Raw genomic sequence first — 15,474 nt, 5'->3', positions numbered from 1 at the left:
ACGCAGCAGCGACTTGGGCGTCATCAGGATCAGCGGCTTGCGGAACGAACGGTGCAGCTGGCGACGCAGGATGTGGAAGTAGTTGGCCGGCGTCGTGCAGTTGGCGACCTGCATGTTGTTCTCGGCGCACTGCTGCAGGAAGCGCTCCAGGCGAGCCGAGGAGTGCTCGGGGCCCTGGCCTTCATAGCCGTGCGGCAACAGCATGGTCAGGCCGCTCATGCGCAGCCACTTGCGCTCGCCGGACGAGATGAACTGGTCGATCACCACCTGGGCGCCGTTCACGAAGTCGCCGAACTGGCCTTCCCACATGGTCAGGGTGTTCGGGTCGGCCAGCGAATAGCCGTACTCGAAGCCCAGCACCGCCTCTTCCGACAGGGCCGAGTCGATGACCTCGAAATGGGCCTGACCTTCGCGCAGGTTGTTCAGCGGGAAGTAGCGCTGCTCGGTCGTCTGGTCGGTCACGCCCGAGTGACGTTGCGAGAAGGTGCCGCGCACCGAGTCCTGACCCGACAGGCGGATGTTGTAGCCTTCATCCAGCAGGCTGGCGAAGGCCAGGCTCTCGGCCGTGGCCCAGTCGATGTTCGCGCCGCTCGACACCGCATCGCGGCGGCCGTCGATGACGCGCTTCAGCGTCTTGTGCATGTCGACGCTGTTCGGGATCGTCGTCAGGCGGTGGCCGTAGTCGAGCAGCTTCGCGGCCGGAACCCCGGTCTTGCCGCGCTGCTGCTGATCATCGCCCGCATCGACGCCCAGACCCTGCCACTGGCCGTCCAGCCAGTCGGCCTTGTCGGCCTTGAAGGTCTTGCCGGCTTCGAACTCGGCGTCGAGGAAGGCCTCGAAACGGGCGATCTCGGCGTCGGCCTCGGCCTGGGTGAGGACGCCTTCGGCGACCAGGCGCTTGACGTAGATCTCCAGCGTGGTCGGCTGGTTCTTGATCTTCGCGTACATCAGCGGCTGGGTGAAGGTCGGATCGTCGCCTTCGTTGTGGCCGAAGCGACGGTAGCAGAACATGTCCACCACCACGTCCTTGTGGAACTTCTGACGGTATTCCGTGGCGACCTTCGAAGCGAAGACGACCGCTTCGGGGTCATCGCCGTTGACGTGGAAGATCGGCGCCTGGACCATCAGGGCGACATCAGACGGGTAGGGCGACGAGCGCGAGTTGCGCGGCGCCGTGGTGAAGCCGATCTGGTTGTTGATGACGAAGTGCAGGGTGCCGCCGGTGCGGTAGCCCTTCAGCCCCATCAGGGCGAAGCACTCGGCCACCACGCCTTGCCCTGCGAAGGCGGCGTCGCCGTGGATCAGCAGCGGCACGACCTTGGAGCGGTCCAGCACCCATTCGTTGTCCGGCTTGCCGACGTTGACCTCGGCCTCGCGGATGTCGAACGCCTGCTTGGCGCGCGCCTTGCCCAGGACGACCGGGTTGACGATCTCGAGGTGCGACGGGTTGGCGGTCAGCGACAGGTGGACCTTGTTGCCGTCGAACTCACGGTCCGACGAGGCGCCCATGTGGTATTTGACGTCGCCCGACCCTTCGATGTCCGACGGCACGGACGAACCGCCCTGGAACTCGTGGAAGATGGTCTTGTAGGGCTTGCCCATGACCGCGGCCAGGGTGTTCAGGCGGCCGCGGTGCGCCATGCCGAAGACGATCTCGTCGACGCCCAGGGCGCCGCCGCGCTTGATCACCTGCTCCAGCGCCGGGACCATGGCCTCGCCGCCGTCCAGGCCGAAGCGCTTGGTGCCGGGGAAACGCTTGTGCAGGAAGCGCTCGAAGCCCTCGGCCTCGACCAGCTTCTTGAAGATGGCCAGCTTGCCTTCCTTGGTGAAGGCGTTCTGCTCGAACTTGTCCGGGCCTTCGAAGCGCTGCTGCAGCCAGGCCTTCTCGTCCGGCTCGGCGATGTGCATGAACTGCACGCCGATGTTGCCGCAGTAGGTGCGCTTCAGGATCTCCAGCACCTGGCGGACCGAGCCGGTCTCCAGGCCCAGGACGCCGTCCAGGAAGATCGGGCGATCCATGTCGGCGGCGGTGAAGCCGTAGAACTCGGGCGTCAGCTCCGGGTTCTGGATCGGCGGCTCGATGCCCAGCGGGTCGAGGTTGGCCTGCAGGTGGCCGCGCACGCGATAGGCGCGGATCAGCATCAGAGCGCGGATGGAATCGTGGGCGGCGGCGCGCACGTCGGCGGCCGAAACGGCGCCCGAGGCGTCAGCAACCGGAGCGGTCGGGCGAGGGCCGGGCTTGCCCGCGGCCTTGGGATCGACCTTGGGGGCGGGCCAGCGGCCGTCGAACACGGCGGTTTCCTCGGTCGGCTCGGAAGCGCCCGAACGGCCCCAGGAGCCGGCGGCGGCCGACTGCTTCACCAGGTCGGCGTTGTCCTTCAGCTGATCGAAGAAGGCGCGCCATTCCCCCGACACCGAGCCGGGGTCCGCAGCCCATTTTTCGTGCAGGTCCTCAATGAAGGCGGCGTTCGCGCCATAGAGGAAGGAGGTCTCGGCAAAGACCTGGTTCAGCCGACCCGCATCGTCCGCCATTTTTCTCTCAATCGTCCCTTTACAACCGCCCGCGCACAGCCGCGCGGAGAGCAGCGCCGTTCATATAGGCCCTGTTTCCTTACTGGTCATGACCGAAGGGAGGCGGACCGGGTGGAAATTGGTCGAATCGGCAAGAAAAAACGCCCCCGGACGATTCCGGAGGCGTTACAAAAGGTCACACGGCGCGAAAAACACCCCCGGAACGCGGATAGATCAGACTTTGGTCCAATCCGCCGCCCGCCCGCGCCGAAGCCACCCTGAAGTGAATCCGGCGCTCAAGCAGCGAGCGACCGCGTCGCAAGGTTCGCGCCGCGCCTCCAAAGAGGCGCCGAAGCAGCGAGCCGCCGCGCGGCGAGCGGTAGCGCCCGCACGCGCAGCGTGCGCTGCTGAAGGGCCTTAACCCTTCAGCACTTCCACCAGAGTCGTGCCCAGACGCGCCGGCGACGGCGAGACGCGGATGCCCGCGGCCTCCATCGCAGCGATCTTGGATTCCGCATCGCCCTTGCCGCCCGAGACGACGGCGCCGGCGTGGCCCATGGTGCGGCCCTTGGGCGCCGTGCGGCCCGCGATGAAGCCGGCCATCGGCTTCTTACGGCCCTTCTTGGCTTCGTCGATCAGGAACTGGGCGGCGTCTTCTTCAGCCGCGCCGCCGATTTCGCCGATCATGATGATCGACTCGGTGGCGTCGTCGGCCAGGAACATCTCCAGCACGTCGATGAACTCGGTGCCCTTGACCGGGTCGCCGCCGATACCGACGGCCGTGGTCTGGCCCAGGCCTTCGTTCGTGGTCTGGAACACGGCTTCATAGGTCAGGGTGCCCGAACGCGAGACGATGCCCACGTTGCCCTTCTTGAAGATGTTGCCCGGCATGATGCCGATCTTGCACTCGTCCGGGGTCAGGACGCCGGGGCAGTTCGGGCCCAGCAGGCGCGAGTTCGAACGGTCCAGACGCGCCTTGACGCGCACCATGTCCTGCACCGGAATGCCTTCGGTGATGCAGGTGATGAAGGGGATCTCGGCCTCGATGGCCTCGATGATGGCGTCGGCCGCGCCTGCCGGCGGGACGTAGATGACGGTGGCGTCGGCGCCGGTGCGCTCCTTGCCTTCGGCGACCGAGGCGAAGATCGGCAGGCTTTCACCGTGCGAGCCGGTCCAGGTCTGGCCGCCCTTGGTCGGGTGCACGCCGCCGACCATCTGGGTGCCGTGATAGGCCAGGGCCTGTTCGGTGTGGAAGCCGCCGGTCTTGCCGGTCAGGCCCTGAACCAGGATCTTGGTGTTCTTATTGACGAGGATGGACATGTGTCTGTGCTCTGAATTCTGTGTGTCTGCTGGGCGGTAGCGGCGCTTACGCGACCGCCGCGACGATCTTCTGGGCGGCGTCGTCCAGGTCGTCGGCGGCCTGGATAGTCAGGCCCGACTCGTTCAGGATCTTCTTGCCCAGCTCGGCGTTCGTGCCTTCCAGACGCACGACCAGCGGCACCTTCAGGCCCACTTCCTTCACCGCGGCCACGACGCCCTCGGCGATGACGTCGCACTTCATGATGCCGCCGAAGATGTTGACGAGGATGCCCTCGACCTTCGGGTCAGCGGTGATGATCTTGAAGGCCGCCGCGACCTTGTCCTTGCCGGCGCCGCCGCCGACGTCGCAGAAGTTGGCGGGCTCTTTGCCGTACAGCTTGATGATGTCCATCGTCGCCATGGCCAGGCCGGCGCCGTTCACCATGCAGCCGATGTTGCCGTCCAGGGCGACATAGGCGAGATCCCACTTCGAGGCCTCGATCTCCTTGGCGTCTTCTTCGGTCTCATCGCGCAGGGCGCGGATGTCTTCGTGGCGGTACAGGGCGTTGCCGTCGAAGCTGACCTTGGCGTCCAGAACGCGCAGACGGCCGTTCTCCATGACGATCAGCGGGTTGATCTCGAGCATGTCCATGTCCTTCTCGACGAAGGCCTTGTACAGGATCGGGAACAGCGACTTGCCGTCTTCGGCGGCGTCGCCCGTCAGTTCCAGCGCGGCGTTGATGGCGGCGATGTTCTCGGCGGTGACGCCGGCTTCCGGGTTGATGGCGATGGTGTGGATCTTTTCCGGGGTGGCGTGGGCCACTTCCTCGATGTCCATGCCGCCCTCGGTCGAGACGACGAAGGCGGTCTGACCGACCGAGCGGTCGACCAGCAGCGAGCAGTACAGCTCACGGGCGATGTCGGCGCCGTCTTCAATGTACAGGCGGTTGACCTGCTTGCCGGCCTCGCCCGTCTGGGCGGTCACCAGGGTGTTGCCCAGCATTTCCTTAGCGTGAGCGACGGCTTCCTCGATCGAGAAGGCCAGACGCACGCCGCCCTTGGCGTCGGCGCCCAGTTCCTTGAACTTGCCCTTGCCGCGGCCGCCGGCGTGGATCTGCGACTTCACGACATAGAGCGGGCCAGGCAGCTGCTTGGCGGCGGCTTCGGCCTGGTCGGCCGAGGTGATGGCGACGCCCGCCGCGACCGGGGCGCCGAAGCCCTTGAGGACCTGCTTGGCCTGATACTCGTGAATGTTCATGTCTGGATCCGCGCCGTTAGGGAGGTTTGTGGAAACTTTGGCCGCGCTTATAGGCGTCGCGCCTTCGCCTGCGCAACCGCCTGTCGTCTTATGGCCTCATGAGGATTTTCTTATGCTGGGCGGCGAGCCCGCTTCAGGCCGCCGCCCGGTCCGTTTTCAGGGGCGATTAGTCGACCCAGTCCTTCTTGAGCGTGCGCGAGGCGCCGAACAGCAGGGCCGAGGACAGAAGATAGAAGCCCATGCCCGTATAGATGGCCCAGCGCAGGCTCTCTTCCCCGAAAGCCGGGCGCAGCAGATCGCTCATCCAGCCGAAGTAGTAGATGCCGACGGCGATCCCCAGCAGGTTGTTGATCAGCAGGAACAGCGCCGAGGCCGTGGTCCGCATGGCCGGCGTGGCCAGGTGCTGCACCGCCGCCGTGATCGGCCCCAGCCAGGTCAGGTTCAACCCGGTAGGGATCAGGAAGATCAGGAAGGCCATGGTCAGGGCCGCGGCGCCGTTGGGATCGGAGCCCGGCATGATCGCGCTCACCACCGCGCCCGAGTTCATCGCCAGGATGAAGCAGGGCACCGAGATCAGGAAGGCGATCGCCGGCGTCAGCGGATAGGCGGCTTTGGACTTCTTGCCCAAGCGGTCGGCCATGGAGCCACCCAGCCAGATGCCCGCCACCCCGCCGACCAGGACGATGGCCGAATAGTACCAGGCCGTCTCCGACAACGTCAGGCCGAAACTGCGCATGAAGAAGCTGGGCAGCCAGGCGGCCACGCCGTAGCCGCAGACCGAAGACGACGCCGCCCCGAACGCCAGGAGCCAGAAGCTGGGCTTGGGCGCCAGGGTGCGCACCACCTCCTTGAAGGGCGGCGCCTTCGACGTTTCTATGGGGACCGCAGAGGGGGCCGCTGAGGGCGCGGCCGGTTCGACGTCCAGTCCGCCGCGCTTGGGATCCTTGACCGTCAGGCGCAGCACCGGCGCGACCAGCACGCCCAGGACGCCGACCACGATGAAGGCCGTGCGCCAGCCGTAGGTCGCCGCCAACAGGCCGCCGACCAGGGTGCCCGCCGCCATGCCCAGCGGAATGCCGAAGGCATAGGCCGCCAGGGCCCGCGCCCGTTGCGACTTGGGGAAGTAGTCGGCGATCAGGGAATAGGCCGGCGCCACGCCGCCCGCTTCGCCGATGCCGACGCCCATGCGGCACAGGAACAGCGAGCCGAACCCGCCCGCCAGACCGCACAGGGCGGTGAAGCCCGACCAGATGGTCAGGGCGCCGGTCATGATCCACACCCGGCTGAACCGATCGGCCAGCCAGGCGATGGGAATGGCCAGCGTCGAATAGAGCAGGGCGAAGGCCAGCCCGCCCAGCAGGCCGAACTGGCTGTCGCTGAGGTTGAACTCGGCCTTCAACGGCGCGGCGAGGATGCCGATGATCTGCCGATCCAGGAAATTCAACATGTAGATGAGGATCAGAACCCCCAGCACATAGTAGCGATAGCTCGGCGACGCGGCGCGCGCGTCGACCGTCCCCGCGTCGGCCTTGGCGGTCTCGATCTGGCTCATGGACGTTCCCCGACTATGTTCTTAAGGCGACGGTAGCGGTCTCGCCGCTCCGCGCCACAAAAAAGAAGGGCGGCGGCTCCCATGAACCGCCGCCCAGTGCGCTGCGTTCAGGCGCGCAGCATCAATATTTGGCCGACACCTTGATCATCCAGGTCCGCGGCGCGCCGTAGTAGGCGGTGCGGATATTGCCGATCGAGGAGAATTCCTGGGCGTCGGTCTTGTAGACTTCGTCCGACAGGTTCTGACCGTAGAGGCCGACCGTGTAGCGGTCCGAGGCGTTCGACCAGACGACGCGGGCGTCATAGAGCCAATAGTCGTCCTGATACATGCCGGGGATTTCGGTCCCGGTGTTCTCGTAGGTGTTGTCCACCGCCAGCGCCATCCGCGAGCGGAACTTGGCTGCGCCGCCGACGGTGACGGACGATCCGCCCGACAGGAACCACTCGTACTGACCGCCGAACCGCAAGGTCCACTTCGGCGAGAAGGCCGGATCCTGGAAGGCGCGGCTGCCGCTGAATTGGGTGAAGCGGTTGTCCTTGAACTCCTTGTAGTCGGCGTCGAGGAAGCCGACCTGGGCGTCCAGCGTCAGGCCGCGGACCGGCATCAGAACGCCTTCCAGTTCAAAACCGAAGATGTCCAGCTGACCCGCGTTCAGCACCGACAGAACCGGCGCGGGCAAGCCGGTGACCGGATCGGTGTCCAGACCGGCGACGCGGGCCTGGAAGTCCTCATACTTGGTCATGAAGGCCGCCAGGTTCAGGCGGGCGCGACGATCCCAGAACGAGGTCTTAGCGCCGACCTCGAAGGAGTCGGCCGTTTCCGGCTGATACTCGGTGGCCTCGGTCGGCGAGTTGGCGCGGCCGTTGAAGCCCCCCGACTTGAAGCCCTGCGAATAGCGCGCATAGACCATGGCGTCGTCGGACAACTGATAGTCGGCCGACAGCATGATCGAGGTGTCGTCGTACTTGCCCACGTCCGGCGCGAAGACATAGGTGGCGTTGAACGCCGGAAGCAGGCTGTAGAAGGTCGACGTCGTGCGCCAGTAGTCCTTCTCTTCCTCGGTGTAACGAACGCCCGCCGACAGACGCAACTTGTCGGTCAAGTCATAGCTGACGTTGCCGTAGACGGCCTTGGAGGTGGTTTCCAGAGTGTCGTCGATGGTGCGCAGGAAGCCCGAGTTTCCAAACGCCGGGCCCAGCAGGGCGTCGTTATAGCTCTCCTGGTGGGAGTCGACGTCTTCCTTCAGGTAGTACAGGCCAGCCACCGCGTTCAGGCGGTCGCCGGTGTAGGTCAACTGCAGCTCCTGGCTGAACTGGTTCTGATCCACGGCCACCAGGGCGTCGGCGATCTCCAGCTCGGTCGCGTCGAAGTCGATGTAGTCATCGGTGTTCATGGCGCGATAGGAGGTGATCGACTTCAGCGACAGGGCGTCGGAGATGTCCCACGTCGCGCGCAGCGCCGCGCCCCAGCTTTCCAGCCGCGTCTCGTTCGGCAAACCCGGCGTCGTACGGGTCTTGAAGTCGTATTCCGGAACCGGATTGGGCACGGGACGCAGCACCGTGGTCTTCAGCAGGTCCGTCAGGCTGTTCTGAGCCTGGCCGACGGTCATGCCCGCGTCGTCCTTGGCGTAGTCGGCGTTCAGGTCGATGCGGAAGTTCGACGCCGGATCCCAGGCCAGGCTGGCGCGCACGGCGGTCGAGTTCTTGTCGTTGTACTCCGCCCCGGTGGCCGGGTCGGTGACATAACCGCCGCGTTCCGAATGCAGGGCCGACAGGCCCAGGGCCAGGGTGTCGGTGACCGGGCCGGAGATCGCGCCCTGGAACTCCATCAGATCATAGTCGCCATAGGCGGCCGAGGCGCGGGCGCGGAATTCCTGCCCGGGGCGGCGCGACACCAGCTTCATGGCGCCGCCGATGGTGTTCTTGCCGTAAAGGGTGCCCTGCGGGCCGCGCAGGATCTCGACACGTTCCAGATCCAGCAGGTCGAACTGGGTGCCGCGAATACGCGAATAATAGACGTCGTCGACATAGACGCCGACGGCCGGGTCGAAGGTCTGCAGGGCGTCCGGCTGGCCGACGCCGCGGATGTAGATGTTGGTCGAGTTCGACGAGCCGCGGCCCTGCACCAGGTTCAGGTTCGGCACTGCGCCTTGCAGGTCCGTCACCTGCTGGGCGCCCGTGCGCTCCAGCGTCTCGCCGCTGAAGGCCGTCAGGGCCAGAGGCGTCTTCTGCGCCGACTCTTCCGTGCGACGAGCGGTGACGATGATGTCCTCGACCTGAGACGCAGCCTCCTGCGTGGTCGCGTCCTGAGCCTGCGCCGCGGAGGCCATTGCGCCGAAGGCGGCGCCCGCCAGCAAGGCGGTCTTCACGAGTCTGTTCATGTGCATCCCAATCTTGTTTCCGGCCCGATCGACGCTTTTATTCAGCGTTCAATGATTTTTTGCATTGGTGACGGTCTTTCGGCCGCCTGTCAAACGGCCAAGCCTGATTTCCGTCACAGAAGGGTCCGCCCTGTGGCGCCGTTGCACTAACCCCCAAAGCGCGACTAGCTTCCGGCCATGACGAAGAGCGACCTGCCGCCGCCCCAGATTCCACCGTTGCCCGCCGCGCCCGCGCGGCGTGGACGGCCCAAGAAGTCCAAGGCGGCCGCTGCGGGCGAGACGCGCGACGCCATTCTGAACGCGGCCGAGGATCTGTTCTCCAAGCACGGCTTCTACGGCGTCACCATCCGCGAGGTGGCGCGCGAGGCGGGCGTGGATACGGCCCTGGTCCACTATTATTTCGGGGCCAAGAAGGAGCTGTTCGACGCCGTCTTCAACCGTCGCGCCGAGGTGTGGAACGCCGAGCGCGTCGCCGCCGTCGACCGCTACGCCGAGGCGGCGGGCGACGCCATGACGCTGGAAGGTCTGTTCGAGGCCTTCCTGCGCCCGCCGTTCCAGTGGTCGCTGAAGGGCGGGCCGGGGTGGAAGCACTACGCCGCCCTGGTGGCCCAGACCAACGCCAACCCCGCCTTCGGCGGCGAGACCATGGCCCGCTATTTCGACCCGGCGATCCGTCGTCTGCTGGAGCTGGTCAAGCGCATCATGCCCGAGGCGGACGAGGCCGATCTGTACTGGGCCTATCACAATCTGTCGGGGGCCCTGACCCTGACCCTGGGCGAGACAGGCCGCCTGGACCGCCTGTCCGGCGGACTGTGCCAGTCCGGCGATCTGGACAGCGCCTGCGACTACATGGTGCGGTTCGCCGCCGCCGGCTTCCGCGCCGTCTGTGGTCCGACGCGCGCGTGACGGCTCGACTGGATTTCTCGCCAGGCTCCAAGGCGCGCGACTTCCTGCGCGGCCTGGCGGTGGCCGTGGGGGCGGGCGTCTTCCTGGCGCTGGGCGGCGCCTTCGGCTCCAACGGCGCGCCGCTGGCGCAGCGTCTGGCCTATTGGGTGCCCGTGCTCGTCGTCGGCGGCCTGTGGGGGCACCTGTGCAGCCTGCTGGTCGAGCGCTTCATCGACGTGGACGCGCGCCCCTGGCTGGGCGCCGCCGCCCTGACCCTGGTCATCACCGGGCCGCTGACCCTCATGGTCTGGGCCTTGACCGGCCTGATGTTCGAAGGCCGGCTGCGCCACGCCGACGACCTGCGCCATTTCTTCCCGCCGGTGGCCCTGATCACCGCCGTGCTCAGCGTTCTGAACGTCTTCCTGGGCCGCAAGCAGCCGGTCGAGACCCATGCCGCCGCGCCGGGCGCCGCACCCGCCCGCTTCCTCGACCGCCTGCCGCCTCGCTTGCGCGGCGCGCGGCTGATCGCCGTCCAGGCCGAGGACCACTATCTGCGCCTGCACACCGACAGAGGCTCGGACCTGATCCTGATGCGACTGTCCGACGCCCTGGCGGAGTTGGAGGGGCTGGAGGGCGCCCAGACCCACCGCAGCTGGTGGGCGGCCAAGGGCGCCGTGGCCTCGGTCGCGCGCGGCGACGGCCGCGCCGCCCTGACGCTGGACGGCGGCCCCGGCGGCGAACTGGTCGTCCCCGTCAGCCGCCGCTACGCCAAGGCCCTGCGCGACGCGGGCTGGTGGTGAGGCCCTACAGCCAGCGCTTCTTGCGGAAGACGAGATACGGCAGGGCGGCCGACAGGATCATCGCCCCCACCGCCGCCGGGTAGCCGTACTGCCAGTGCAATTCCGGCATCACGTCGAAATTCATGCCGTAGATGGAGGCGATCAGCGTCGGCGGCAGCAGGGCCACAGCCGCGACCGAGAAGATCTTGATGATCTGGTTCTGCTCCAGATTGATCAGGCCCAGGGTGGCGTCCATCAGGAAGGTCACCTTGGACGACATGGAGACGCTGAGCTCGCTCAGCGCCGCCGCATCGCGTTGCAGCAGGCGCACGGTCTGGCGCGCCTCGCGGTCCGCCTTGCCCCCGGCGCGCGCGCCCGACAGCGCCGCGTGATAGGCCAGCAGTCGTTGCAGGCTAGACAGGCTCTCGCGGATCAGGGCCAGGAAGTCGCCTGCCCGACCGATATCCTGGATCACCAACTGCAGGTTATGGCTCTCCACCGCCTTGGGATCGCGCTTGCGGAAAATCTGGCGCGAGATGGCGTCCAGCTCCAGCCCCTTCATCTCCAGGGCGTCGGCGTAGCGGTCGATGACGGCCTCGATCAGCCCCATCATGATGGCCTCGCCGCCGGCCAGCTTCTCGCCCGGCTTGTGGGTGGCGCGGGCGATGAACAACTGGAAAGAGCGCGGCTGGCCGTAGCGCACCGTCACCAGCCGCCCGCCCTTGAGGATGAAGGTCACGGGCGTCTTGACCGGATCGTGCGTCTCCAGGTCCGTAGCCACAGCGGCGATCATGAAGACGCCGCCGTCTTCCGCGTAGAGACGGGCGGACGGCTCGACGTCGTCCATCTCGTCCCGGCTGGGGATGTCGATGCCGGTCAGGGTCTCCAGCGCCGCCACCTCATCGGCGGACGGAGAGACCAAGTCGATCCAGCAGGCGGGGCCGTGATCCACGGCCGTATCCAGGCGCACGAGCCGATCGGCGCGCCAGTCATAGGCGTTCAGCATAAGTCGCTTCCTTTCGCGAGGACGCCCTCGCGCGGAAGCGGAGCGTCCTCAGAGCGTCGAAGAAGTTGAAGACGGACTTCGGTCTTCGGGGTTCATCTGAGGGTTTCCAAAAAGACGCCGCCCCAGGATAGGCATCTGGACGGCGAAGGGGTCTTGGCCCGTTCGGCGGCGGGGGTCAACCGCACGTCGACGGGCCATCGCGAGGCGATGGCGCGGTGTGGCTTTCACGCCCAGTTTCCATGAAACGCCGCTGGCAGCGCCACGTCGGCGCGCCAGGTGGCGACCGGACCGTCCTCGACGTGCATCAGGTCCAGGACGTGCAGCTCGCTGACCCCGGCCTTTAGGTTGATGGTCGGGCCGACCAGCCAGGCGTCGGCCTCGTGCGTCCCGCCGGGCTTGGGGACATAGACCATTTCGTCCGTCACATGGCCGGGGCCGAAGTCGAAGGAGCGGGTGCGCCCCGACGACCAGTCGGTGACGGCCACCGCCGAAGCCAGGGGCCGGTCGGCGCGCTCGCCCGTAGTGTGCAGGCTGAAACGGCGGGCCAGCCCGGCCCGGCGCGGGTCGCTGCGCGGGAACTCGCCGACAACGCCGGTCCGCTCCAGTCGCCCGCGCCCGTTCGGCGACAGCACGACCATGGCCAGCTCGGCCGGTTCGCCGCCCAGGGGCACGCCGTTCAGCACCTCCTGGGCGCCGCGTGCGGCGAAGTCCATGTCCTTGTGCGCGCACAGGTCGAAGCGGATCGTGCCGTCCGCCTCGTCCCAGGCGTCGCCCACGTGAAAGAAGCCGAAGGGCGGCAGGTCGTAGATCCGCCGCTGGGTCAGGTCGGCCTTGTCGACCACCAGCACCTGCGTCCCCGCCTCGGGCGTCCAGTCAAAGCCCGCCGACATCGGCGCGACGTTGCGGACATGCACCCAGGGCTGCAGCACGATGACCAGATGCCGGGCCGTGGCGCTGAAGTCGTGGATGTAGCTGGCGCGCGGCAGGGCGATCACCTCGGCGTCCTCCAACGCGCCATCCGCCGCCAGGCGCCACACCATGGCCTGTTTGCCGTTCACGCCCAGGTTCCAGATACGGCCATCCGGCTCGATGCGCGGATGGGCCAGGAAGGGCATGTTCTTCAGATCAGGCCGCAGCGTGACGAAGTCCTCGGTTTCCAGCGTCTCGGGGTCCATGGCCAGGGGCGAGCCCGCCTCCCACAGGGCCCACAGCTTGCCGCCGACCTTGTGCACCGAGGTGTTGGCCGGGCTGGCGTCGTCGGCCGAGCCGATCTTGGCGCGCGGGTCCGCCACCGTGCCGAAGCCGGGCATCAACATGGCCCCGACCTCGGCCTCCTGGCGCCGCTTGCGGGTGTCGGCGAAGCGGGCGGCCAGGCTGGCCTGACCGTCCTGCACCCGCCAGCGGCGGATCAAGCCGTCGCCGTCGAACCAGTGCTGGGACGAGCCGCCCGGACGCCGGAACTTGGCCGGACCGTTGCGATAGAGGCTGCCCGACAGCCCCTGCGGCGCCCGGCCGTGCACCAGGCGCAGGACGCGCGGCGCCACGTCGTCCTCGACGTCGGCGGTGGCCAAGGACCAGTCGGCGGTCGCCGCCAAGGCTTGCAGAGCATAGGCTCGATCAGGGGTCAGGACGCGGGCGGCGGCGAGCGCGGCGGCCCCCATGAACAGGGTGCGGCGGGTCGGGGTCATGGCGGTCTCTTCAGACAACGGGGCTTAGCGGATGCGGATGGTCTGGGCCGTGGTGCCGGAAACGTCGAAACGGGCGCGGTCCCACCTGGCCGGCCCCATATTGCCGACGGCGTTGTTGGAGAAGGCGAAGGGTTCGGTCGGCATGCCGAACGGGTTCACATCCATCTTTCCGTCGCCATTGACGTCGTGGAACGCCTTCATGCCGTAGGCGCCGGCGGGCAGGTTCTCGAACACGGCGGCGCGCTCGCCCGCCGCCACATCGACCCGCGCCACGCGGCTGGGCGCGCCGTTCTCATAGGCCGCCTCATCGGCGTAAAGGGCGACCATGACGGCGCCGGTCTGCGCCCCCGTCTCGAAGGTGAAGGTCAGGCGGCTGTCGGCAGATTGGGCGGCGACCGGAACGGCGACAGCCAGAGCGGCGACCAGAGCGGCGGCGATAGGGAGAAGGCGGATCATGGCGGGCGTCCTTGAAAGCGTGGCGAGAAGTCGCCGCCTTTCTTCCTCTCCCCGCCAGACCCCGCCAGCGACCTTGCGTCCGCGACCGCCGCGCTTTCGCCAACGACCACCGCCCGCCGTTCACGCAGCGCCAATGAACAGCTTGTCGTCGCCAGGACGCGGCCTGCGGCAGCAGCCCGGCTTGCTCCTCGCGCCGAGGGGCCGTAAGTCGCAGAACCATGACCCAGACGTCCGCGACCGCCGCCCCGCTGATCTGCCCTTCCATCCTGGCCAGCGACTTCTCCAAGCTGGGCGAGGAGATCCGCGCCCTGGAGACCGCCGGGGCCGACTGGATCCACGTCGACGTCATGGACGGCCATTTCGTGCCCAACCTGACCATCGGCCCGGACGTGGTGAAGGCCCTGCGCCCGCACACCAGCCTGCCGTTCGACGTGCACCTGATGGTCGCCCCGGTCGACAACTGGCTGGAGGCCTTCCGCGCCGCCGGCGCCGACGTGATGAGCGTCCATCCCGAAAGCGGCCCGCACGTTCACCGCACGCTCGGCCAGATCCGCCAGCTGGGCGCCAAGGCCGGTCTGGTGTTCAACCCCGCCACGCCGCTGAGCGTGCTGGAGGAAGCCGTCGAACTGGTCGATCTGGTGCTGATCATGTCGGTGAACCCCGGCTTCGGCGGTCAGAAATTCATCGAGACCTCGCTGAAGAAGATCGAGCGCGCCCGCGCCATCCTCGACCGCGCCGGATCCAAGGCGCACCTTCAGGTCGACGGCGGCGTCGTGGCCGCCAACGCCGGGGCCTGCGTCGCCGCCGGGGCCGACGCCCTGGTCGCCGGCTCCTTCGTCTTCAAGGGCGGGCCGGACGCCTACGCCGCCAACATCCAGGCCCTGAAGGCCGCCGCCGCGTGAGCCCCCTCGGCCCCTTCGCCCCACGCGACAGCGACGTCCCCCTGGCCGAGGGGCACATCCCCGGCCTGAAGGGCGCGCCCATGCGCACCCCCGTCCGCGCCGCTTCGGGCGCCCGCCCCGATCCGCGCCTGTGGGCCTCGGTCGCCAAGGGACTGGCCGCGCGCCAGCTGTGGGTCGAGCTGTACGGCCTGCCCGGCTACGGCCTGACGCTGGGCGGACCGACCGCCGAGGGCTTCGCCGTCAGCCCGCGCGACTTCCGCCCCCTGCCCGAAGAGGCCCCGCGCCCCCTGCTGTCAGGCAAGCTGACGCTGGCGGGCCTCAGCCTGGACGCCGACAGCCCGGTGGCGCTGTGGAACAGCCCCACCCCCAGCCGCGCCTTCGCGGTCGAGCTGCACAGCTTCAACTGGCTGCCCGCCATGATGGCCCAGGGCGATCGCGGGACGCGCGAGGCCCTGGCCATGACCCTGGCCTGGCGCGAGGTGTTCAGCCGCTGGTCGCCCTTCTCCTGGGATCCCGACATCCTGGCCCGCCGCGTCTATCACCTGGCCTGCGCCGGACGGCGGCTGGCGGGCGTGGCGACCGAGGTCGAGCGGCTGCAACTGACCGACAGCCTGGCCCATCAGGCGCGCCAGCTGCTGCGGCCGCCTGGCGGGATCATGGGCCGGGCCGAGGGTCTGACGGCCGCCGCCGTCGCCGGCTGCGCCCTGACCGGCAAGGCCGGCGCCGCAATCCGCAACAAGGCTCTGAAACGTCTGCCC

11 protein-coding genes and 1 pseudogene are annotated in these 15,474 nt (G+C 67.9%); 4 read left to right on the top strand and 8 right to left on the bottom strand.

Annotated elements, in window-relative coordinates; genetic code table 11:
* From B2Y21_RS09530 to B2Y21_RS09510, 5 genes are all read right to left on the bottom strand, one after another.
* Window positions 1-2,532: 2-oxoglutarate dehydrogenase E1 component (locus tag B2Y21_RS09530; protein ID WP_292059246.1), on the bottom strand; the 2,532-nt coding region annotated here is incomplete at its 3' end.
* A 396-nt stretch (window positions 2,533-2,928) separates the two neighbouring features.
* Window positions 2,929-3,831 carry a succinate--CoA ligase subunit alpha gene (gene sucD / locus B2Y21_RS09525; protein WP_087141820.1) on the bottom strand — a complete coding sequence of 301 codons (903 nt, stop codon included), beginning with the start codon at window positions 3,829-3,831 and terminating at the stop codon, window positions 2,929-2,931.
* 46 nt (window positions 3,832-3,877) lie between these two features.
* On the bottom strand, window positions 3,878-5,068 hold the full coding sequence (gene sucC, locus B2Y21_RS09520) for an ADP-forming succinate--CoA ligase subunit beta (protein ID WP_087141821.1): 1,191 nt from the start codon (window positions 5,066-5,068) through the stop codon (window positions 3,878-3,880).
* Between the two features lie 166 nt (window positions 5,069-5,234).
* Entirely contained in the window at window positions 5,235-6,620 is a 1,386-nt protein-coding gene (locus B2Y21_RS09515) for a spinster family MFS transporter (protein WP_292059243.1), read from the bottom strand.
* Window positions 6,621-6,741: 121 nt separating this feature from the next.
* A complete protein-coding gene (locus B2Y21_RS09510; protein ID WP_292059240.1) occupies window positions 6,742-9,000 on the bottom strand; it encodes a TonB-dependent receptor in 2,259 nt (752 codons plus the stop codon).
* Window positions 9,001-9,177: 177 nt separating this feature from the next.
* On the opposite strand from B2Y21_RS09510, the gene B2Y21_RS09505 reads away from it, so the two are divergent.
* Window positions 9,178-9,906 carry a TetR/AcrR family transcriptional regulator gene (locus tag B2Y21_RS09505; protein ID WP_292059238.1) on the top strand — a complete coding sequence of 243 codons (729 nt, stop codon included), beginning with the start codon at window positions 9,178-9,180 and terminating at the stop codon, window positions 9,904-9,906.
* On the top strand, window positions 9,903-10,685 hold the full coding sequence (locus B2Y21_RS09500; protein WP_292059236.1) for a LytTR family DNA-binding domain-containing protein: 783 nt from the start codon (window positions 9,903-9,905) through the stop codon (window positions 10,683-10,685). The genes B2Y21_RS09505 and B2Y21_RS09500 overlap by 4 nt, the downstream gene beginning before the upstream one ends.
* 4 nt (window positions 10,686-10,689) lie before the next feature.
* Here B2Y21_RS09500 and B2Y21_RS09495 read toward each other — a convergent pair whose 3' ends face one another.
* The 3 genes from B2Y21_RS09495 to B2Y21_RS09485 form a co-directional block, all read right to left on the bottom strand.
* On the bottom strand, window positions 10,690-11,670 hold the full coding sequence (locus B2Y21_RS09495) for a magnesium transporter CorA family protein (protein WP_292059234.1): 981 nt from the start codon (window positions 11,668-11,670) through the stop codon (window positions 10,690-10,692).
* 224 nt (window positions 11,671-11,894) lie between these two features.
* A complete protein-coding gene (locus B2Y21_RS09490; RefSeq protein ID WP_292059232.1) occupies window positions 11,895-13,358 on the bottom strand; it encodes a carotenoid oxygenase family protein in 1,464 nt (487 codons plus the stop codon).
* Window positions 13,359-13,382: 24 nt separating this feature from the next.
* Window positions 13,383-13,814, bottom strand: coding sequence for a DUF2141 domain-containing protein (locus B2Y21_RS09485; protein ID WP_292059230.1), 432 nt, complete (start codon window positions 13,812-13,814; stop codon window positions 13,383-13,385).
* Between the two features lie 218 nt (window positions 13,815-14,032).
* Between B2Y21_RS09485 and rpe the strand changes: the two genes are divergently transcribed.
* Window positions 14,033-14,716, top strand: a complete 684-nt coding sequence (gene rpe / locus B2Y21_RS09480) for a ribulose-phosphate 3-epimerase (RefSeq protein WP_292059228.1) — start codon at window positions 14,033-14,035, stop codon at window positions 14,714-14,716.
* Window positions 14,713-15,474, top strand: a pseudogene (locus B2Y21_RS09475) (heparinase); the annotation flags it as partial. The gene rpe and the pseudogene B2Y21_RS09475, both read left to right, overlap by 4 nt.

It is taken from the genome of Brevundimonas sp. UBA5936 (assembly GCA_002430835.1).
Classification (GTDB): Bacteria; Pseudomonadota; Alphaproteobacteria; order Caulobacterales; family Caulobacteraceae; genus Brevundimonas.
The sequence above is the reverse complement of the archived record's forward strand: the minus strand, read 5'-3'. Positions and strand labels throughout refer to the sequence as shown.